This window comes from Frankia sp. CcI49 (assembly GCF_001983215.1).
Taxonomy (GTDB): domain Bacteria; phylum Actinomycetota; class Actinomycetes; order Frankiales; family Frankiaceae; genus Parafrankia; species Parafrankia irregularis.
On record NZ_MOWP01000039.1, the window covers coordinates 40,609 to 61,257 of the forward strand.

19 protein-coding genes, 1 other RNA gene and 1 pseudogene are annotated in these 20,649 nt (G+C 71.3%); 9 read left to right on the forward strand and 12 right to left on the reverse strand.

The window, feature by feature from the left end:
* Window positions 1–144 precede the first annotated feature (144 nt).
* The 5 genes and pseudogenes from CcI49_RS33520 to CcI49_RS43820 all read left to right on the forward strand — a co-directional run.
* Complete coding sequence (locus tag CcI49_RS33520) at window positions 145–858, forward strand: hypothetical protein (RefSeq protein ID WP_076833394.1); 714 nt, start codon at window positions 145–147, stop codon at window positions 856–858.
* Window positions 855–1,646, forward strand: coding sequence for an SAM-dependent methyltransferase (locus tag CcI49_RS33525; RefSeq protein ID WP_076833395.1), 792 nt, complete (start codon window positions 855–857; stop codon window positions 1,644–1,646). Before CcI49_RS33520 ends, CcI49_RS33525 begins: the two co-directional genes overlap by 4 nt.
* A 74-nt stretch (window positions 1,647–1,720) precedes the next feature.
* Window positions 1,721–2,440, forward strand: coding sequence for a recombinase family protein (locus CcI49_RS33530; RefSeq protein WP_076833449.1), 720 nt, complete (start codon window positions 1,721–1,723; stop codon window positions 2,438–2,440).
* A 172-nt stretch (window positions 2,441–2,612) separates the two neighbouring features.
* The gene (locus CcI49_RS42315; protein WP_158230850.1) at window positions 2,613–2,759 is read left to right on the forward strand and encodes a hypothetical protein; all 147 of its coding nucleotides are present in this window, start codon (window positions 2,613–2,615) and stop codon (window positions 2,757–2,759) included.
* Between the two features lie 382 nt (window positions 2,760–3,141).
* Window positions 3,142–4,158, forward strand: a pseudogene (locus tag CcI49_RS43820) (recombinase family protein); the annotation flags it as partial.
* A gap of 270 nt (window positions 4,159–4,428) precedes the next feature.
* Here the strand turns inward: CcI49_RS43820 and CcI49_RS43825 are convergent.
* Both CcI49_RS43825 and ssrA read right to left on the reverse strand, forming a co-directional pair.
* Window positions 4,429–4,725, reverse strand: coding sequence for a hypothetical protein (locus tag CcI49_RS43825; protein WP_241840384.1), 297 nt, complete (start codon window positions 4,723–4,725; stop codon window positions 4,429–4,431).
* 91 nt (window positions 4,726–4,816) lie between these two features.
* Window positions 4,817–5,193, reverse strand: a transfer-messenger RNA (tmRNA) gene (gene ssrA, locus CcI49_RS33550).
* 312 nt (window positions 5,194–5,505) lie between these two features.
* On the opposite strand from ssrA, the gene CcI49_RS33555 reads away from it, so the two are divergent.
* Both CcI49_RS33555 and CcI49_RS33560 read left to right on the forward strand, forming a co-directional pair.
* A complete protein-coding gene (locus CcI49_RS33555; RefSeq protein ID WP_076833396.1) occupies window positions 5,506–5,973 on the forward strand; it encodes a VOC family protein in 468 nt (155 codons plus the stop codon).
* Window positions 5,974–6,086: 113 nt separating this feature from the next.
* Window positions 6,087–7,058 carry a YoaK family protein gene (locus tag CcI49_RS33560; protein ID WP_241840385.1) on the forward strand — a complete coding sequence of 324 codons (972 nt, stop codon included), beginning with the start codon at window positions 6,087–6,089 and terminating at the stop codon, window positions 7,056–7,058.
* Window positions 7,059–7,276: 218 nt separating this feature from the next.
* On the opposite strand, the gene CcI49_RS33565 is transcribed toward CcI49_RS33560, so the two are convergent.
* The 4 genes from CcI49_RS33565 to ftsE form a co-directional block, all read right to left on the reverse strand.
* Entirely contained in the window at window positions 7,277–8,857 is a 1,581-nt protein-coding gene (locus tag CcI49_RS33565) for an SAM-dependent methyltransferase (protein ID WP_076833397.1), read from the reverse strand.
* A 5-nt stretch (window positions 8,858–8,862) separates the two neighbouring features.
* Entirely contained in the window at window positions 8,863–9,339 is a 477-nt protein-coding gene (smpB, locus tag CcI49_RS33570; RefSeq protein WP_054570638.1) for an SsrA-binding protein SmpB, read from the reverse strand.
* Window positions 9,340–9,418: 79 nt separating this feature from the next.
* On the reverse strand, window positions 9,419–10,291 hold the full coding sequence (gene ftsX, locus CcI49_RS33575; RefSeq protein ID WP_076833398.1) for a permease-like cell division protein FtsX: 873 nt from the start codon (window positions 10,289–10,291) through the stop codon (window positions 9,419–9,421).
* On the reverse strand, window positions 10,291–11,181 hold the full coding sequence (gene ftsE / locus CcI49_RS33580; protein ID WP_076833399.1) for a cell division ATP-binding protein FtsE: 891 nt from the start codon (window positions 11,179–11,181) through the stop codon (window positions 10,291–10,293). Before ftsE ends, ftsX begins: the two co-directional genes overlap by 1 nt.
* Window positions 11,182–11,411: 230 nt before the next feature.
* Between ftsE and CcI49_RS33585 the strand changes: the two genes are divergently transcribed.
* Window positions 11,412–11,594: a hypothetical protein gene (locus tag CcI49_RS33585; protein WP_006544938.1), complete on the forward strand. Its 183-nt coding sequence runs from the start codon at window positions 11,412–11,414 to the stop codon at window positions 11,592–11,594.
* Here CcI49_RS33585 and cobA read toward each other — a convergent pair.
* The 4 genes from cobA to CcI49_RS44290 all read right to left on the reverse strand — a co-directional run bounded on the left by cobA (window position 11,582) and on the right by CcI49_RS44290 (window position 15,770).
* Entirely contained in the window at window positions 11,582–12,361 is a 780-nt protein-coding gene (cobA, locus tag CcI49_RS33590) for a uroporphyrinogen-III C-methyltransferase (RefSeq protein WP_054570635.1), read from the reverse strand. The genes CcI49_RS33585 and cobA overlap by 13 nt on opposite strands.
* A gap of 425 nt (window positions 12,362–12,786) precedes the next feature.
* The gene (locus CcI49_RS33595; RefSeq protein WP_054570634.1) at window positions 12,787–13,662 is read right to left on the reverse strand and encodes a polysaccharide deacetylase family protein; all 876 of its coding nucleotides are present in this window, start codon (window positions 13,660–13,662) and stop codon (window positions 12,787–12,789) included.
* 582 nt (window positions 13,663–14,244) lie between these two features.
* Complete coding sequence (gene prfB, locus CcI49_RS33600) at window positions 14,245–15,345, reverse strand: peptide chain release factor 2 (RefSeq protein WP_054570696.1); 1,101 nt, start codon at window positions 15,343–15,345, stop codon at window positions 14,245–14,247.
* Window positions 15,346–15,644: 299 nt separating this feature from the next.
* Window positions 15,645–15,770: a hypothetical protein gene (locus CcI49_RS44290; RefSeq protein WP_277872774.1), complete on the reverse strand. Its 126-nt coding sequence runs from the start codon at window positions 15,768–15,770 to the stop codon at window positions 15,645–15,647.
* Window positions 15,771–16,493: 723 nt separating this feature from the next.
* Between CcI49_RS44290 and CcI49_RS33605 the strand changes: the two genes are divergently transcribed.
* Window positions 16,494–17,570: a hypothetical protein gene (locus CcI49_RS33605; RefSeq protein ID WP_054570633.1), complete on the forward strand. Its 1,077-nt coding sequence runs from the start codon at window positions 16,494–16,496 to the stop codon at window positions 17,568–17,570.
* Between the two features lie 84 nt (window positions 17,571–17,654).
* Here the strand turns inward: CcI49_RS33605 and CcI49_RS33610 are convergent, their stop codons facing one another.
* Entirely contained in the window at window positions 17,655–18,122 is a 468-nt protein-coding gene (locus CcI49_RS33610) for a pilus assembly protein TadG-related protein (RefSeq protein WP_054570695.1), read from the reverse strand.
* Window positions 18,123–18,156: 34 nt separating this feature from the next.
* Window positions 18,157–20,628 (reverse strand): molybdopterin-dependent oxidoreductase, encoded by a 2,472-nt coding sequence (locus CcI49_RS33615; RefSeq protein WP_076833453.1) that lies wholly within the window; start codon window positions 20,626–20,628, stop codon window positions 18,157–18,159.
* Window positions 20,629–20,649: the final 21 nt, after the last annotated feature.

Sequence of the window (20,649 nt, forward strand, 5' to 3'; positions counted from 1 at the left end):
AGCGATCAATGGTCCGGTCGGACTAGGCACTGCCCAGCAGGAAAAATCTTGGAAAAAATCGCCGGGCTGGTGTCCGAGACATGCCCAGGAGACGGTCTCTCTTTACGGCCACGAAAACACGCTCGCCGTGAAAGGAACCTCTCGATGCCTGTATCCGACCCTGATCGCGACGGCCGCCCTGTCGTCCCCGCGGGACGGCTGGCGACCGTCTGGCCGTACCCGCCAGCCACACCCGACCAGGCTTCGGCCGGCTGGCTTCCCGCCGCCGTCGAACAGCTCGTCACCACCCACACCCGGCCCGGCGACCCGGTCCTGATCCTGATCCCGCCCGGCCTGGACACGCCCGCTGGAGGCCGCCGCGAGACACCGGCGGACCGGCCCGCTGATGCGGGCTGGTCCGTGGCCCGACTCGGCCGCCGCGTCCAGGTCCGGACCGCGCCCGCCGCCCAAGCGGTGCCACCGTCCCGGTCCGGACCCGGACCCGACACCCCCGACAAGGGTCCGGACGGCGACCGCCACTCGCTGATCATCACGGTCGTGGACCCGACCCGGACCGGCTGGGTCCGCGGTGTCCCCTGGGCTCGCCTGCTCACCCCCGACGGGCTGCTGGCCGTAATCACCCTCAGCGACAGCATCGACGGCTGGCTGATCGACCCCACCGCCGAGCTGACCGCCGCCGCCAGCCGCCACGGGCTCGCCCTTCTCGACCGGTTCGTCGTGTTGACGGTTCCCCTGGACGAACTCGACCCGCCGCCCGGACCGCTGCCACGGGCGAGCGTGGCCCGCCGGGTGCACATCGATCTCCTGCTCTTCGCCGCGAACACCGCCGTGTCGCCGATGCCGGGCGTGGCCCGATGACCGGCACGGCCCCACAGACAGGGCATCGCGACAGCCGGTGGGTGACGGTCTGGCCCACCGGTCGACACAGCATCGCCACCGACCCGGCCAGTGGACCGCTCGCGCCGCCCGGGGCTGCGGTGATCTCCCCGGCGGTCGCCGCCCACGCGATCGCGGTCTACAGCCGGCCAGGCGACACCATCTGTGACCCGGACTGTGAGCCGGGAGCCGTCGTGACCGAGGCCGTGCACGCCCACCGTCACGCCATCGGTATCACCACCGACCCCGGCCGGTGGGAGACCGCCCGCGCCTCGCTCACCCTGGCGAAAGCCCGGGGCGCCCGCGGCGACGGGATGATCCTCGACCGGCTACCCGACCGCGAGTCCTGGACCGGACTCGGACCGGTCGACCTGGTCCTGACCGCGATCGGACCACCCGACCCCGCCGGTCCCGCCGGTGACCGGCTACGCGAACAGCTGGCCACCTACCGGGACCCGCTCCGGCACGGCGGACACCTCGTCGTTATCACCGCCTACCACATCGCCGGCGGGATGGACCTGGCCAGCCAGGTCGCCGTCGCCGGGCGGGACACCGGCTGGCGCCCCATGCAGCGCGCCGTCGCGCTCACCGCCGTCCCCTACACCCGGGACCTCGGTACGGATCGGCCGCCGCCGCGGGCACGGGCCTACCCGGTCCACCAGGACGTGATCGTCTTCCGCCTCGATGGCCGGCGAGCGCACGATCCGCGGCCGCCGGGCCCGCCGCCGGCGCGCGCCGCCCTCGGCTCCTCGCCGCACTCGGCCGCCTAGACCACCCCTCCGCTGGCCGGGGCGGGGTGTGTTTACGCCGCCGCGGCCGGCTCTCGCTCTGGCTGGAGCCCCACATGTCCGATCTGCTGCCCATCCCCGCGTTGCCGCCCGCCCCGCCCACGCCGGCCGGCCGGCCCAGCTGGTGGTGGCGTCTGACCCACCGCCGCACCGCCCGTGCCGCGCGGCAGGCACTCCTGCTCGCGGACCATCACGCCTGGACCACCGAACGGGCCCGCGCCGCCCAGGTCGACCTGGTCCGCGCCGGTTTCCACCTCGGCCCCGTCCCCCTCGGCTACCGGCCCCGCCGCGTCACCGAGCTCGGCGCTGACGGGCGGGTCCGCCAGGGCATCCGCCTCGTCATCGCCCCCGGCCCCGCCTACATCATCGGGACGATCTACCAGTGGCGTGTCGAGGACAAGCTCAGCCCCCGCGCCATCGCCACCCGCCTCCGCACCGTCCACAACCACCGTCTCGTCCCGCTGGTGAGCCCTGCCACCGGGCGGCCGTGGCAGCTGACCTCCACCAACGTCGCCCGCGTCCTGGCCAACCCCGTCTACACCGGCGCCACCGTCTGGGGCCGCACCCACGCCGGCCAGCCCGTCTCACCCGACCAGTGGGTCGTCTGCCCGTACGCCCACCAGCCGATCATCGACGGCCGCACGTTCTTTCGCGCCCAGCTCCTCGCCGCCCCCGAAACCGCGATCATCAGCCCGTACCTGCCGCCCTGGGAGTTCCCCGCCGCCCCCACAGGTGAGCCGGGAAATGACAGCGGAAGCCACGGGGCGGTTACATGACGACACCGCCGCGGAACGTTTCTCGTTTCATCCGGCGGAGCGGCCTGGCCCGCGGATCGTGGCACGGCGGCCTGGAGTTGCTGCCGTGACGGCCTCCTCTCCCCGAAACGGGGAGGGAATGCACCGTCCGGCCGCAGAAAGCTCCGGGTCCCATTTCTACGGACGGCGGGACGTGGCCCGCCAGGTGGAAATCGAACGCATCGAGACCGTCGATATGACCGCCGAGGAATACGACGCCGCGGTGTCCGCCCTGGCCAATCTTGTCCTACAGTGGGAAAGGAGAGGGGCGCCGAACACGGTACCGAAAAAGACAGGCTGACCCCCGGGCCGACACTCCCTTCACGTGAACCACCTCGAAAACCCAGAAAGGAGAGTCGGTATGCCACGCTCATTTTCAGTCAGACAGTCCACCGAGAAGACCACGGCGAACGCCGCCCCCGTTCCCGGTGCCGTGCCGGTCGTAATATACCTCCGGCACGGCACCAACCACGGGTGCCAGTCCCTCGCCGAACAGCAGGAGAAAGCACTTTCCTTCCTCTCAGCCCACGCCACCCGCATCCAGACCGACCCGCGTGCTGCGGCCCGCAGCCAGATTCCGCTCCGACCCTCCGGCCGCCGGGGAAACCGGCACCGGCGGGCCCAGGAATAGGACGCCGGCAGCGTCTCAGCACACCCCATCCGGGAAGGAAGGGAACCTCACCATGCCGCGCTCGACCGCGCGCCGTACCACCGCGAAACGCACCAAGCAGGCCGTCGCCGCGCAACCCGAGATCGTCCGGGTCGGGATCTACCTGCGCCGCTCCACCGACGACGAGAACCAGCCCTACACGATCGAGGCCCAGGAAGAACGGCTGCGCTCCTACGTCGACTCCCAACCCAACTGGATCGTCGCCCTGCGGTTCGCCGACGACGCCTCCGGCGCCACCACCGAACGCAAGGACCTCCAGCGGGCCCTGGCCGCCGCCCGCAACGGACTCATCGACGTCCTGCTCGTCTACCGGGTCGACCGGCTCTCCCGCAGCCTGCGCGACACCGTCGATCTCCTCGAAGAACTCGAACAGGCCGGGGTCGTGTTCCGCTCGGCCACGGAGCCGTTCGACACCGCCACGCCCATCGGCCGCATGCTCCTCCAGATACTGGCGATGTTCGCCCAGTTCGAACGTGACATGATCATCGACCGGGTCATCGCCGGGATGGAACGCAAGGCCGCCAAGGGCCTGTGGAAAGGCGGCCGGCGCCCGTTCGGCTACCAGGTCGACAAGATCGCCAAAAAGCTCATCATCGATGCCACCGAAGCCACGATCGTCAGGCTGATCTTCGACCTGTACGTCCGCGACCGCCTCGGGACCAAGGCCATCGCCAGCGCCCTGAACAGGCGCGGCCTGCGTACCACCGTCGGCGGCCCCTGGTCCGCCAACCAGGTCCTGCGCATGCTTGACAATCGGATCTACGTGGGCGAACTGACCTTCCGCGAGATCACTGTCGAAGATACCCACGAACCGATCATCGACGAGGAGACGTTTGACGCGGCTCAGAAGATCCTCACTGAACGCAGCGAGTCGATCTCACGTCGGGCGTCCAACCCCTCCGACTACTACCTCACCGGCCGGATGCGCTGCCCCCAGTGCGGCACAGCCCTCATCGGCACCCGCGCGACCGGCCGCAACCACACCTACCGCTACTACACCTGCCACACCCGCAACCGCTACAACCGCCACGAATGCGATGCCCCCCGCCTCGACGCCGACGCCGTTGACTACGCCGTACTCACCGCCCTCGCCAGCTTCTACCGTAACAACCAGCAGCTCATCGCCGACGCCGTCACCAAAGCCCAGCGCAGCCACCGCGACGCTCGATCCGACCACTCGGCCGAACTCGCCACCATCGAGACCGAACTCACCCAGACCGACCAGGCCATCGACCGTTACCTTGGCGCCTTCGAGCGCGGTACCCTCGACGACGAGACACTCGCCACACGCCTCGAAGCACTACGCACCAAGCAGAAACAGCTCCGCCAACGGCAGGCCGAACTCACCGAAGAGATCGACCACGAACCCGCCATGCCGGCGCGCTCCAGCCTTCGCGCAGTCGCCCGACACATCGAAACGATCATCGAGACAGGCGACGACCTCGGGCGCAAGGCCCTCATCGAAGCCCTTGTCGCCGAAGTAAAGATCACCGGACCTGACCGGCTTATACCGATCTTCAAGGTCCTCGGACCCGTGGTTCGAAGGGACGTCGCCAACGCAGACACTGGAAACATCAGCCAGCCGAAACCGACCCAACCAGCCACGTCCCCCGCCCCCCGCGGGGGCGCCGCAGCTGTCCTACCAGCCACAACGCCCCCGAAGGGAGCGGTTCGCGCAATGCCTACATGGGTGGAGGTGGCGGGAATCGAACCCGCGTCCTCCGGCCCCGACACAGGGCTTCTCCGGGCGCAGCCTGCTTGTTTTTTCTCAGCCCCACCGGTCCCGCAGGCAAGCCGGTGAACAGGCTCAGTCGCTGTTAGATGTCCCGACTCACCCCGCGACCGGGTGGGACGGYGATCCTCCTAGCGACGCCAGATCCTGGGCCGGAGGAACTCCCAGGCTGACGGCTACTTGGTCTCTGCTCAGGCCGCGAGGGCGTAAGCGGAGGTAGCAGGCTGCGTCTTGTTGGCAGCTATTGGTTCGAACGGATCGTTTACGAGATAACCGCTCATCCTCGGCCCGCTTCCCCTGCCTCGACGTCCGGAGTCGAAGCCGGTCACCCCCTGGTGTGTGACGACCAACCAACTGTACCGAACCGCCAGCTCTCGCTGGCCGCACAGACGGTCCAACGTTGACCGCCGCACGTATGTTCCCATACCCGTCGGAGCACCGCCAGCGGGTTTCGCCCGGGCGCGCGACGGGTCGGGGCGGATGTTCCCGGCCGGCCAGCCCGCGCGGCCACAGGTCGCCGGCCACCGGTCGCAGATCACCGGACGCAGATCAGGTCGCGTCACATCCGGGACGTCTGCGCCGGAACAGGCAGACGGTCCGTATAGTTGAACATTCAAGCTTGTAGTTGGCGACACGGAGGTCCTGGTGGAGATCAAGGAACTTGGGCACCTGGTGCTCTATGTGCGTAACCTCGAGCGCTCCGCGACCTTCTACCGGGACGTCCTCGGCTGGCGCCAGGTGTTCCCCGAGCCGGACGGCGCGAACGCACTGGGCATCCCCGCCGCGGCGTTCTCCTCCGGGCGGACGCACCACGAGCTGCTGCTGATCGAGGTCGGCGAGGGTGCCGCCGCGCTGCCGCGCGGGCGGCGGGTCGGGCTCTACCACTTCGGGCTCAAGGTCGGCGACAGCGACGACGAGCTGCGCGCCGTGCTGGCCCAGATCGCGGAGGCCGGCGTCCAGATCGCGGGCGCATCGGACCACACAGTGACTCACAGCCTGTACATCTACGACCCGGACGGAAACGAGATCGAGCTGTACGTCGACGTGCCGGGTGTCGACTGGCGCAACAACCCCGCGCTGATCGCGGCTCCGATCCGTCCGCTGCGCCTTTGACCGAGACCGCCCGGCCCAGCCCGCCGCGGCGCTGGCCGGAGCCACCCTGACCAGGCATTCCGGGTGGCTCCGCTCCGCAGGACGAGCGGCTCCCGCTCCAGGACACTGACCGGGTGCGACGCGCGACCGACCCGAAGCACAACCAGCCGCACGCCCCGGGCCGCGACGACGCCACCGCCGGGGACGGCACCGCCGCCGAGGACAGCACCTTCGTCGGCGCACACGTCGGCGGCCCGGTCCATGGCAACGGGCACCGCCGTCTGACGGGCCTGATCAGGGTGAAGCCTGGTGCCCGCCCGCGTGAGGCAGGCAAGTGGCGGATCGTCGCGCTCCTGTTCACCATGACGGCCCTGACCGGCCTGGTGGACTCGCTGACCTTCCTGGGTCTCGGTGAGGTCTTCGTGGCGAACATGACCGGCAACGTGGTGGTGCTGGGCTTCTCGCTCGCCGACCCCCGCGGAATATCCGGTGTGCTCTCCCTGAACGCGCTGACCTGCTTCGTCATCGGTGCGTTGATCGGTGGCCGGATCGGTGCCTGGTCGGCGCACCATCCGCGGGCGTGGCTCGGGACGGTCACCGCCGTCCAGACCGCGCTCGTCACGGCGGCACTGGCGGTGGTCGTGGTCTGGCTGCAACCCTCGCTGGACCTCGCGGCCGACAAGGGCGGCCAGCTGCGCGATGAGCCCGGCACGTTCGCGGACTACGTCCTCGTGTCCACCCTGGCGATCGCGATGGGCCTGCAGCACGCGACGGCGCAGCGGCTGGCCAGGCCGGAGATCCCGACGAACGTTCTCACCACGGCGATCACGATGTTCGCCATCCAGACCCGGGCGGGTGGCGGTCAGGGCTCCCAGGGCCTACGGCAGGCGGCCGGGCCCGCGGTCATGTTCGCCAGCGCCGGCGCCGGGGCGCTGGGGTTCTTCCGGGTCTCCCCGCTGATGCCACTGTGCTGCGGCCTGGTGCTCGCCCTGGCGAGCCTCGCGCTGGCCGTCACGCCGCCCCCGCTGGCCCGCTCCGGGGCCCGGCCGGCGCCGATGACGTCGTTGAGACGCCCGATCGACGACGGTGCGACGTCCGAAGACTAGGACTCGCGAGCGTGGGCGCGACGTCTGCTGCTGAGCAAGATCCGAGGATCACCGGCATCTGGACGACGAAAATCATCGACTCCTCGAGTTGCCGCGCCGGACTGTCGCTGCGGCTGCGGCTACGGCCTGGCAGGAGTTGGGGATCGTGGTTGTTCTCGCGGCCAAAGGCCTCAGCCCTTGCGGATTGCCAAGTGGCTCTACGCGCCTTTTGTCGCCCTTCAGGTGATTTGGCGGTCGGGGATCTCCGTGCACAGAATGGCCCAGGGCTCGTCCCGCACCCGCGTCATGATCACGGTCATGGTGGGGCCGCCGGGAACCAGCTGGCGTCTCGCCGGCAGCAGCCGGCGGCGGATGCTCTCCACGTCACCGGCGAGGCCGCGCCGGCGGACGTCCAGAGCGCCGATGCCCGCCGCGCGTACCGCCGCGGCGACCCGCCGGACGTCGAAGGCCATCTCGGCCTCGACTCGGAGCACCCGGGCGAACGGGGTCGCGACCGGGTTCTGCGCGCACAGGAAGGCGATCATCGGGTCGATCTGCCAGCCATCGACCAGGCGCGCGAGCGTGCCGACGAGGCCGGCCCTGGTCACCGCCGGGTTCGGGTCGAACAGGAACCCCTCGGGTCGTCCCAGGGTGAGCCGCGTCGCCCCACCGCCGTCGCCGGCGTCGGCATCCGATGCGCCCCCGGGCGGGTCAGGCTCGCCGGTCAGGGTCGCGACCCGGAGCCGGGGCTGGTCCCCGTTCCGCCCGCTGCCGAGACCGTGATCAGCCCTGTCGCCAGGGGTGCCGCTGCCGGGGATGCTGCCTCCGGGGGTATTTTTGCTGCGGGTGCCGCTGCCGGAGGTGCCGCTGCCGGGGGCGTTGTCGCCGGGGGCGTTGTCAGGGCCGAGCAGGACGGTCGCGCGCCGGGGCGCCGAGGCGAGCGCCGGGGAGAACAGCACCGCTTCCTTGAGGCCGCGGCGGTCCGCGACGAACTCGACCTCCCAGCCGGGCGGGACGACCTCGAGCGGCAGGCCGGGGGCGGCCTTGACCGCCACGGCCGCGACCCGCTCCACCAGGCCGAAGCACCAGCTCAGGGGTGGTTCGCCGGCGCCCGCGGACCGGCGCTGATCGCCTTCGCGCCGGGCCGGGTCCACGAACACGCCGTCGATCCCGCTCAGGTCGGCGTCCCGGACGTCGCCCTCCCACGGACGCACCTCGTGCACCTCGTGCGACCCGTGCACCTCGTTGGACTTGTCCGGCTCGTGCACCTCAGGCGGCTCGTGTGATCCGCTGTGCGCTCCCCGGCCGGCGGTTGCGCTGTGCGCTCCCCGACCGGCGGTCGCGTTGTGGACGGCCATCCGCAGGTGCAGCGGGTCGCGGTCGACGGCGAGCACCGGATGCTCGCCGGCCAGCGCCAGCAGATCGCCACCGATGCCGGTGCACAGGTCAGCCAGCCGGCCCAGGCCCTCGAACCGGGCGGCTCGGTGCGCCGCGGCCCGCTCCGAGGAGGCCTGTTCGAGTCCGGGCCGGGTGAAGAACATCCGCTCCGGATGGCCGAACTTCGCCCTTGCCCGTGCCCGCAGCTCGGCCTGGCTGAAGGCCGCGGCGACGAGGTCCGGTGGGTGGCCGGCGGCGCGAAGCCGGGTTCCGGCGGCGAGCTCCGCCCCGCTCGCGAGCGCCTCCTCGGCACGTGCGAGCAGTTCCTCCCCCACCGGGGTCAGCAGCGCGTCGAATGTGGCCAGCCTGCCGGCGACGTCGGCGGCGTCACCAGCGGCGGCGTCACCAGCGGCACTGTCAGCGGCGGCGGTGTCGAGGTGCAACGGGGTCAGCCGCGGCGCTTGGCCTGCTGGCCCATGATCCGGCTCATCTCGCGGGCCGCGTCCCGCTCGGCGAGGGCGTGGCGCTTGTCGTAGCTCTTGCGGCCACGGGCCAGCGCGATCTCGACCTTCGCTCGGCCGTCCTTGAAGTACAGCGAGAGCGGGACGAGCGTGAGCCCGCCCTCCTGGGTCTTCCCGATCAGCTTCTCGATCTCGGCCCGGTGCAGCAGCAGCTTGCGGCGCCGCCGCGGCGCGTGATTCGTCCAGGTGCCCTCGGTGTACTCGGGGATGTGCACGTTGTGCAACCAGATCTCACCGTCGGCGATCTGGGCGAAGCCGTCGACCAGGGACGCCCGGCCGGCGCGCAGCGCCTTGACCTCTGTGCCCATGAGGACCAGCCCGGCCTCGTAGGTGTCGAGGATGTCGTAGTCGTGGCGGGCGCGCTTGTTCTGCGCGATCAGTTTGCGCCCGGTTTCCTTCGGCACTGCCGTCTGCCCTGCTTCCCATCCATCGCACGGTCCGTCGCGCGCTCCGTCGCACGGCCCGGCGCGCCTCTGGCCACCGTCACACCCGCAGGTGCCTGCGCAGCGCGACGGATGCCATGCCCGCCGCGGCGGTGACACCGACGGCAAGCACCGCCACGGCCGCCGCCCACACCGCGCCCCATCCGAACAGTGGGAACATTGTCTGATGGGCGAATCGTCCGTCCACCAGATATACCTTCGCGAGCACCAGTGTGCCGACTGCCAGCAGCCCGCCCACCAGACCGGCGAGCGCGCTCTCCAGCACGAACGGCGCCCGGATCGCGGCGTTGGTCGCCCCGACGAGACGCATGATCGCCGTCTCCCTGCGGCGGGCGTGCGCGGAAATCCGGATCATAGTGTAGATCAGCACGAACGAGGCGACGGCCTGCACGGCGGCCAGCGCGAACGCACCGAGGGTGAACCCGTCCAGGAACCGGTACAGCGGGCCGAGCAGGGCCCGCTGGTCCCGGACCGCCTCGACGCCGTCCCGGCCGGTGTAGGTGTAGACGATCTCCTCGGCGTCCCGCGGATCGGACAGGGCGAGGCGGAACGAGGCCGGCAGGTCGTCCGCGCTCACGCCGGCCACGACGTCCGGCGAACTGTGGAAGTCACGGCGGAACCGCTCGTAGACCTGCTGTTTGCTCTCGTAGCTGACCTTCGTGACGAGTGGGTCGGCCGCCAGCTCGTCACGCAGCGCCTGGCKGTCGGCTTCGGGTAGACCGTCCTGCAGGTCGACGACGACCTCGATCTGGTCGAGCAGGAACCTGTCGACGGTGCGGGCCTGCGCGCGCAGGAGCAGCCCCGCGCCGAGCAGCGCGAGGCAGATCGCGACGGTGACGACCACCGCGCAGGTCATGGCGAGGTTGCGGCGCAGGCTGGTGGCCAGCGCCCCGAACAGCGGCCCGGCTCGCATCAGGCGGCCCCCTCGCCGGGCCGCCCGGGCAGCCCGACCGGCCCCGTCGGCCCCAGCAGGCCCGCCGGTTTCGCGGGACGTCCCACGAGATCACCGGCGGACGGCGCCCGCTGGGCGGGGACACCAGAGGCACCGGGGACGCCAGCCAGCCCGGTGGCGGCGGAAGCGGGGGCGGCGGAGGCCGGAACGGTGGCCGAGGTAGCGGGGGTGGCGTCGTACCCGCCGCGGTGCTCGTCACGGACGAGGATCCCCGCGTCCAGCTCAAGGACCCGGCGGCGCATGGCGTCCACGAGGCCGGCGTTGTGCGTCGCCATGAGCACGGTCGTGCCGGCCTGGTTGATGTCGTCGAGCAGGTCCATGATCTCGGCGCTGGTCGCGGGATCGAGGTTGCCGGTCGGCTCGTCCGCGAGCAGGATCAGCGGGCGCCCGACGAACGCCCGCGCGATGGCGACCCGCTGCTGCTCCCCGCCGGACAGCTCGTCGGGGAAACGCTTCTCCTTGCCGGTGAGCCCGACCAGCTCCAGTACCTCGGGGACCACCGAACGGACCACGTGACGCGGCCGGCCGACGACGTCCAGCGCGAACGCGACGTTTCCCGCGACCGTGCGATCGGGCAGCAGCCGGAAGTCCTGGAACACACAGCCGACGGTTCGCCGCAGCAGCGGCACCCTGCGGTCGGCGATGCGGGCGACATCACGGCCGGCGACCTCGACCAGGCCCTCGCTCGCCCGCTCCTCCCGGATCAGCAGGCGCAGCAGCGTCGACTTTCCCGAGCCCGAGGGGCCGACCAGGAACACGAACTCGCCCGCGTCGATCTGCGCGGTGACGCCATGCAGCGCCGGACGGCCGCCGACGCCGTAGCGCTTGGTCACGGAGGCGAGTCGGATCACCGGAACCTCCCTTGCCCACCCGTCAGACCCATCACGATACGTAGTTGGATGGGTGAGGTCCCGTACCGTCGCCCGCGCGCGTCCGCGATCGTCGGGTTGGCGGCACCGTGTGCGGCAGCGAACAGCACTCCCCCGGCGTACCGTGGAGGCGTCGCATCGCGTCCAGCCGGTGACGGGTCCGCTCTCCGCAGGTCCGTCAGTCGCGGGACCGGGCTGAAGGAGGACGGCACATGTGCTGCGAGGACCTGGTCTGCGCTAGGTGCGCCGCTCCGGTGGCGGAAGGCCGCTGCCCCTCGTGCCGCGCCGCGCGTGAGTCGCTGCACCACTCGTCGTTCACGATCTCACCGCAGTTGTTGATCGCCCTGGTCGCGGTGCTGCTCGCGGTGCTGGTCGTCGCCGGCTACCGGGTCTGAGGCCGCTCGTCCGAGCCGAAGATTCGCCCGAGCCGAAGGCTGTCGCGCAGCCCGACCACGTCACCGATCACGATCACCGCCGGCGAGGAGACGTCCGCGGCCTGCGCCAGGTCGGCGATCTCCGCCAGCGTCCCGGTGACCAGACGCTCCGCGGGCGTGCCACCATCCTGGATGACCGCGGTCGGGGTCTGCGGCGAGCGCCCGCGCTTGATCAGTTCCGCGCTGATCCTGGACAGCGCCGCGACGCCCATGAGTACGACGAGCGTCCCCGGCCCGGTCGCCAGGGCGTCCCAGTCCGCCGTCGAGCCGGGATGGGACGGATCGATGTGCCCGCTGACAATCGCCACGTCCTGGGTGATCCCGCGGTGGGTGATCGGGATGCCCGCCAGCGCGGGAACCGCGATGGCGCTCGTCACCCCGGGGACGACCTCGCAGGGCACCCCGGCCGCCGCACAGGCCAGTGCCTCCTCCCCGCCCCGGCCGAAGACGAACGGGTCGCCACCCTTGAGACGGACCACGCCAAGGCCACGCCGGGCCCGGTCGACGATGAGGTCGTTGATCTGCTCCTGAGTCAGGTTGTGCCCGTGCGGCGCCTTGCCCGCATCGACGACCTCCACCGTCGGCGCCAACTCGTCGAGAAGGTCGCGGGGGGCCAGCCGGTCGACCACCACCACATCCGCACGGCGTAGCAGGCGCAGGCCCCGAAGAGTGATCAGATCACTCGGACCTGGGCCACCCCCGATCAACGCGACCCATCCGCCCCGCATCTGCGCACCACTCCCCGACGTCCGCTGCCATCGCCCGACAATCCGCCTGTCGCCGACACCCGCCTCCCGCACGACGTCTGCCTGCCCGGTCAGTGTGCGTCCTGACCGGGGTCGGCCGCGACCGCGGGCTGCATCGGGTGACCATGACACCCGTCACAGCCGGCGGGCGTGACCGCGCGACCACGGAGAATTCCGGCCACGGATTATCCGCGCCGGCGGGTACGCCGGGCGGGCGCTTCCACCTCCGGGCAGCCGGCGACACCTTCGTGTGCGGACCGAGCGATTCCTCGCCACCAGGAGACGGATCTCGCCGCCAGGGTGATTCCAGGCGGCGCCGTCAGGCGTGATTCCGCGTCATTCCCGCGAGATTCCTGGTGCGGCCCCGGGATTCCGCGCGAGGTCCCCGGCATTCCACGTGAAGGGTGTCAGGCGGTCTCCACGCCGAGGCGCCAGCGGATCGACCGATAGGCCCGCCAGCCGGCCCGGAACCTGCGCCGCGCGGCCAGGGCGGCGTCGCGATGCCCTTCCGTCACCAGCCGCAGAATGTCGCCCGCCCCCACGGAGCGCCCGACGATCAGCCGACTTACCTGGAAGCGGGAACGGCTACGCCGGTGGATGCGATATCCCACCTCGCAGGCCGAAGCAAATCCGGCATTCTCCACGATCTGCCGCACGCCCGGAGAATGGTAGCCAAAGGGATAACTAAAGCTCTCCGGTCGCTGCCCTGTCTCCTCGGAGATCGTCCGCATGCTCGCGGTCACGTCATAGCGGGCGATGGCGGGCGGGACGACATCAAGCTCCACATGCCGGTGCCCGTGAGCACCGATCTCGATCCCGCGGTCGACCAGGGCGGCCAGCGCCGGCCAGTCCAGCAGGGCCAGCTCGCGCCCCGCGTAGGGCTCCAGCCAGCGCGCCCGCTGCCCCACGTACGCGGTCGGGACGTACAGGGTCGCCCGCGCGCCGAACTCGGCCAGCACGGGCAGCGCCCTGGTCACGAAATCCTCGAAGCCGTTGTCGAAGGTGATCGCGACCTGGCGCTCCCGCGGGTTCGCGAGCGCGTCGGACAGGCTGGTGACGGTGTACCCGTGCTCGGCCAGGCTGCCCAGCTGCTCGGCCAGCGCACCGGCGGGCACCTCCCACCTGCGGAACGCGGTGGCGGAGGAGTCACCGATGCTGTGGTACATGAGCACGGGGAGCGCGACCCGGGACGATCCGGTCTCCGGCGACGAGCCGTCCTGAGAGGTACCGGGGGGCCACGTTCCGCCCGGCGAAGCCGTCGCGGCCGTCGACATTCCGGTCATCGGTCGTCACGCCTCGAGGCGACCACCGTGAGTTCGGACATTCCACCCGCCGTCTCGTCGAAGAAGCTCGGTCGGCAGTACGTGGAACGACAGTACTTCGATCTGGTGCGCTTCGAAGGACAGATCCACGAATCCACGTGATGCCCCCATCCCGCGCCACTGCCAACGGGCCTCAGGAACCACGTCGCACGGCGGCGCCAAACGGAGCGTCACTCTACACGCGCGCAGACGTTGAGCCAATCCCTGGATGTCTGTCCCGGCCCGATGGGATCCAATAGTCGGCAAGATGAGGGGACCAAAAGACGATCTCCGGCCGGTACTGTGGTGATTGAGCTTTTTCCGTCGTAGCCGCGGCCCCACCGCGACCGTGATCGACGAATGTGAGACGGAAAAGGCTCATCGAGCCTTTTCCGTCGTCGACGCGGACTCGCGACATCCCTGACCGTGGACCATGAGATGGAAAATGCTCGTCAATTCGACCGAGCCGTGAGGTGAGAAACGCGACAAAAGATCCCGTCTTTTCCGGCCGATCGCGACTGATTCCCTCGCCGAATCAGTACGGAGAGCAGCCGGAAAGACCCTTCATCCGTCCTTTTCGATGGCCTTGCGCCACCTGATCTCACCGTCGATGAAGTCATCGATGTCACCGTCGAGCACAGCGCCCGTGTTGGACGTCTCGACCTCGGTCCGCAGGTCCTTGACCATCTGGTACGGATGAAGCACGTAGTTCCGGATCTGCGACCCGAACGACACATCCTGCGGACCGCCGGTGAGCCGCTGCTTCTCGGCGGCCTCCTCGGCGCGACGCCGCTCCAGCAGCTTCGCCTGCAGCACCATCATCGCCGCGGCCTTGTTCTGCAGCTGGCTGCGCTCGTTCTGGCAGGTCACCACGATGTTTGTCGGCAGGTGGGTGATGCGCACCGCGGAGTCGGTGGTGTTCACACCCTGACCGCCGGGCCCGGAGGAGCGGAAGATGTCGATCCGCAGCTCCTTCTCGTCGATGTCGACGTGATCGGAGACCTCGACGGCCGGTGTGACCTCGACACCGGCGAACGACGTCTGCCGGCGGTTCTGGTTGTCGAACGGCGAGATCCGCACCAGCCGGTGGACACCGTGCTCGCTGCGCAACGTCCCGTAGGCGTAGGGGCACTTGACCTGGAAGGTCGCGGACTTCAGGCCCGCCTCCTCCGCCTCGGAGGTGTCGAACACCTCCGTCGCGTAGCCGTGCCGCTCAGCCCAGCGCAGGTACATCCGCAGCAGCATCGCGGTCCAGTCGGCCGCGTCGACCCCGCCGGCACCCGCCGAGAGCTGGACGATCGCATCGCGCTCGTCGTACTCCCCGGACAGCAGGGTGCGGACCTCGAGGGCGGAGATGTCGCGCGTCAGCGACGGAAGGTCCACCGCCATCTCCGCGAGCAGGTCCTCGTCGCCGAGATCGAGGGCGGCGATCAGGTCGTCGAGGCGGCGGCGCAGACCGTCGACCCGGCCGATGTCGCCCTTGACACCGGACAGCCGCCTGGTGACGGCCTGGGCGCGAGCCTGGTCGCTCCACAGGTCCGGATCCGCCGCCTCCTGCTCCAGTTCCTGGGCGCGGCGGCGCAGACCCTCGACATCGAGCACGGCCTCGATACCTGCCAGCGTCGCGTCGAGAGTCTTGATCTCCTCGGAGAGGTCGACGGCCATGATGGCCAGCCTACCGGCGAGCGCGGGTGCGCCGGCGGACGGTTGATCGGACGCGGATCCCGGACCATCCCGCAGGGCGTTCTCAGACCGTCCGGCCAGGCGCTCCGGGGCCGTCCGGCCAGGTACTCCGGGGCCGTCCGGCCCAGGGCGGGTGTCCCGGCCCGGCCACGCCGACCGCGCTGCCCGCATCGACCGCCCGGCCCACACCCGCCGCGGACCGATGACCGCGGTCGTCGAAACCTTCGCACCGCCCGCGAGTTCACCGCGCCCACGTGGCCTGCGCCACGCGGACGGTCGGGTCACCAGAAAGAAACATGCAACGGCACGCTGAAATACTTGGTTAACATCAGCCCGACCAGGTCACCTGCAGCAAGCGAAATGGCACGAGATGTTTCGGCGATGGCATCGGGAGAGGTGCGTTCCACATCACGCCCCGCACCCGAGCCGCTCCCGAGGCGGACGGAAGCGATATCGTCGTTTCCATCGCGGCGCGGTGAGGCGCGGCGTCCTCCATTCGCTCGGCGGGTGGCCCGAATGCTTCCGGGCGGCCTTCCGAGCCGGTGCGGGGCGGCGTGCCGCATGGTGGCTCGCGTGCCAGCGGACGACGGGGTCCGCGGAGCCGGGATCGAGGCCACCGCGCCGCGATGCCGGTGGGCGGCCCACACCTCGCAAAGGCATCCGCGCTGACGCGGGCACCGTGCGGGTTGATCGGGTTGCCGTACGAGAAGCGGGCGATGCGGCCCCGGTGGCAATGACGTAGCTCTGGCGGCAATGCTGCTGCCTGATCAGGCCCGGCATCGAAGGTGCTGCCGTCCACACGTTCTTCTGTATTCGGACTAAGCACGCTTTGGAGCAGGCATCGACCGGCGGGCCCACCACCGGTGTCTGATGTCGTCCCTTCCGGCCCGCGGCCAGCACCCGCGGCGCCGGTCCTGGCCGGCGACGTCAGCTGATGGCAGCGGCAAAGCATCAGACGTGAGGTCAGCGGATATGCGTACTCGCAACAGCCGGCATCCGATGCCCGCCGGATACCCGGCCGGGCCCGGACGACCTGTTTGCGAATGTCAGGCACGTCATTCCGCCCGACGGCGCCGTCCGGCATCCGACCTGCTGGCCTCCCCGGGGCAGGCCGCCCGGGCGTGGTCCCGATGAAAGCCGAGTCCCCCGGAACGGCGGGGCACGAGACCGCCGCCAGCCTGCACGACACCTGCCTGGCGGCGCTGCGCGCGGCGGTGGCCAACTACGAGACCGTCGACCTCGCTGTCACGGCCTCCACGCTCGAGCCGCTGGAGGAGACCACCCGGACGATTCCGCAGCAGTACCGCCTGCGTGGACGTCCGGCCATCGACTGGATGTGGCTGCACGCCGCGGTGACGACCGCCGCGGCGGCCGCCGCCTACGACCGCGGGCAGCACGCGCGGGCGGCGAGCCGCGCCGACCGGGCCGCGTCGCTGGCCCGGGCGGCCGGTGACGGCCCACTGGCCGCTCGGGCGCTGGCACTGCGCGCGCGGGTGGTACGCCCGCACAGCCCGGCGGTGGCACTTCAGATCGCCGGCTCCGCGGCCCGGATCGCCGGCCGCAGCCCGACCCGGGCACTCATCGCCGGCAAGGTGGCGACCAGCGCCTGTGCCGCCGCCGGGGACGCCGCCGGTGTCCGCGACGCGGTCGCCCGCGCCTGGGCGACCATGGCGGAGCTCGGCGAGGAGGCCCACGGCCGGCCCGGTTTCAGCCTCGACACCTACTCGCCGGCCGATCTCGCCCTCGCCTGCGCGGAGGCGCTCACCACGGTCGGCGCCGCCGACGAGGCGACGCCGTACCTCGACCGCGCGGCGTCACTCATCGCGCGCAGCGGCCAGACCGGCATGATCGTCTCGGTCCGGATGGCGCAGTCGCGGGCGGCTGTCGCCCGTGCCTGCCCCGACCGCGACGAGGCGATCGAACACGCCTCCGAGGCGGTGACGCTGGCCGCCCGCCGCCCCGCCGAATGGGTGGCCCGGCTCGTGCGAGATGTCTCCGACCTCGCGGAGATACGTACCGGGCACGGTTTCGACGAGCTGGTCGCGATCACCTCGGCCTGGATCTCCGAGCCTGAGCCGGCGCCGCTGCCCGGCGCCGGCGGCGGCGCCGACTTCGGCGCGATGGTCGCCGCCCCTGGGCGCGGCGGGATCGTTCCCGCCCCGCGCGCGGAGGCACCGGCCGGCTCCGGCACCACCGACGAGATCTGAACCGCCCGGCGGAGATCTCCGATGCTCAGGCGGCCCGACGGGGGCCGTCAGGCGGCCCGACGGGGGCCGGCCGCCTGAGCGGGGTCAGGGCCCGACGGGTGCCCGGACCCTCGCCTGGGCCTGCGCTCCCGCGCGCACGGTGATCGGCCCGACCCCGAGCACGCCGACCACGGGCAGCCGGACCTCCCGGGCCCCCTCGACCCGCACGGTAGCCGCGTCGACGAGCTCCGCGCTCAGGGCCGTCCGGCCGGAGGGGTCCGCCCGGGTCTCGTAGTCGGCGACGGTGTCCTCGATGTCACGCAGCGGCAGCGCCTCGAAGTCCTCCGTCGCGCTGTAGATCGCGTTCTCGTCGATGCGCTGGACGGCGGCGAGCGCGGCGCCGTCCGCCGCGGACGCGACCGACCGGCGGGCCAGGTAGACCACCGAGACGTCGGTGACGACCACGGCGAGCATCGCCGCCAGCATGAGGTAACCGAGCGTGAGGATCAGGATGGTCCCGCCGTCGGATGCATCACGGCCCCTGCCCCGGCTCGAGCCGCCGGGCCGAGGCAGGAGCCGGGCTCCTCTACGCCGCACCGAGTGCCGCTCAGCCAAGTGGGGTGACCCGCACCGGAATGCCGTTGAGCACGGCGGTGCCCGACAGCGGATCCAACCGGGAGCCGTCGGTGAGGATGTTGGTGTTCACGCCGGCATGCTGCGCGGCGACCGACATCCTGGTCCCGGCCAGCCCGTGGCCCCACCCGTGGGGCAGGCACACGACTCCGGCCATCACCTCGTCGCTGACCTGCACCGCGACGTCCAGCGAGCCGACGGCGGAGGTGACCCTTGCGGAGCCACCGTCGCGCACCCCGTGGCGAGCCGCGTCGAGGGGGTGAACCAGCAGCGTGCAGCGGTTACGCCCCTTCGCCATCGCCGGGACGTTGTGCATCCAGCTGTTGTTCGTCCGCAGGTGACGACGTCCGATCAGGGTCAGCTCGGGTGTGTCCGAAGCAGGCCTGCGGCCTGAGTCCGGAGGCGATGYCGCCTGGGGGGGTGCGTCCAGGGTGGCGCGCAGCCGGCCCAGCTCGGCCACGATCGGCTCCGGGCACAGCTCGACCGTCCCGCTGACCGTCCGCAGCGGGGCGGGCAGCCGCGGGGTGAGCGGGCCGAGATCGACCCCGTGCGGGTTCGCGAGCAGGGTGGTGAGACGAAGCCCGTCCGGCCGGGCGCCGAATCCGTCACCGAAGTGCCCTGTGCGTAGTGCGACGTCCAGCAGCAGCTCCGGAACGCTGTCACCGTCGAGCTGGGCGCGTAGCTCGGTGACGTCACGCCCCAGCACCGGCGAGCCCGGTTCGCCGACAGCACGCCGCAACGCGTCGCCGATCAGGGTCTCGTGGAAGGCCGCCACCGCGTCGGCACTCGGCACCCCCGCCGGCAGCTCCCCATCGCCGCCGTCGCCGTCGCGGCTGTCGCCGGTGCCGTCACCGGCGGCCAGCACGATGAGCGCGAGCCTGGCCAGGATGTCGTGCTCGGCCATCCCGCCCGGATCGGGTGGGAGCACCGGTGGCGAGTAGGCCGCCACCGTCCGGACGGCCAGCGCGCCGAGGCTGAAGTCGTAGTGGCCCACGCGCGCCGAGTCGGTCGGCGGGAGCACCACATCCGCATGCCGGGTCGTCTCGTTCAGGTAGGGGTCGACACTCACCATGAAGTCGAGCTGGGCCAGGGCCACGGCGAGCCGGCCGGAGTCCGGCGTGGACAGAGCCGGGTTACCGGCGACGGTGAACAGGGCCCGCAGCCGTCCCTCGCCCGGAGTGTCGATCTCCTCCGCCAGCGCGGCGACCGGCAGCTCCCCCATGACCTCGGGCAGCTGGCGCACCCTGGTGTGCCAGCGCCCGATGCTCCACCCACGGCCGCCGCCGGGCCGCCCGGGCTGCCCCGCCGGCCCAGCCGGCCCAGCCGGCCCTGCCGGCCCTGCCAGCCCAGCCAGCCCAGCCGGCCCTGCCGGCCCTGCCGGCACGCGGTCGGCCCGACCGTGCGCGCCGCGGCCGAACATCATGCCGCCGGGTGCGTCCAGATTGCCGGTGAGCACGTTCAGCACCAGGGTTAGCCAGCTGGTCGTCGCCCCGAACTCGACGGTCGTGGTGCCCATCCGGCCGTAGACGGCCCCCTGCGGTGCCGCCGCCAGTTCGCGGGCGATCCGCCGGGTCGTGTCAGCCGGGATGCCGCAGCTCGCCTCGACCGCCTCCGGCGTGAACGGCGCGGCGAGCTCGACGACCCGCTCGACCCCCGTCACGTGGCCGGCCAGCGCGCGCAGCCGGATCAGGCCTTCGGCGGCGAGCACGTTGACGATCGCCAACAGCCAGCGGGCGTCGGAGCCGGGCCGGATCGGCAGGTGCTCGTCGGCGAGCGTCGCGGTACGGGTCCGCCGCGGGTCGACCACGACGACCTTCCCGCCCCGCGACCGGATCGCGGCCAGCCGGCCCGCGAAGTCGGGAGCCGTGCACAGGCTGCCGTTGGACACCGCCGGATTCGCCCCGAGAACCAGCAGGTAGCCGGTGCGGTCCAGATCGGGCACCGGGATCAGGCCGGGATGGCCGAAGACCAGGCCACACGCCACATGCATCGGCATCTGGTCAACCGTCGAGGCACTGAACAGCGAACGGGTACGCAGCGCACGGGCGAAGGCGGGCAGGTGCTGGGAGCCGGCCATCGTGTGGGCGTTCGGATTTCCCGAATAGAGTGCCACCGCGTCCGAGCCGTGGGCGCCGACAACCCGGCTCAGCCCGGCGTGGACGGCGGCGAAGGCCTCGGCCCAGCTCACCTCGCGGTGCGCGCCGGTCGACCGGTCCCGAACCAGTGGGCGGYGCAGTCGGTCGGGGTCGTTCAGCAGCGCGGGAAACGATGCGCCTTTGGGGCAGAGGTAGCCACGGCTCAGGGGATGGTTCACGTCACCACGGGCGGTCCTGACCCGACCGCCGGCAATCTGTAGTTCCAATCCGCAGGTCGCCTCGCACAACGGGCAGATCCGCAGCGCGGTGACCGATCCGGTCGTCGGGTTCACTTCCGGTTTGGTGGTCATGATCCGCAGGATCGCATATTC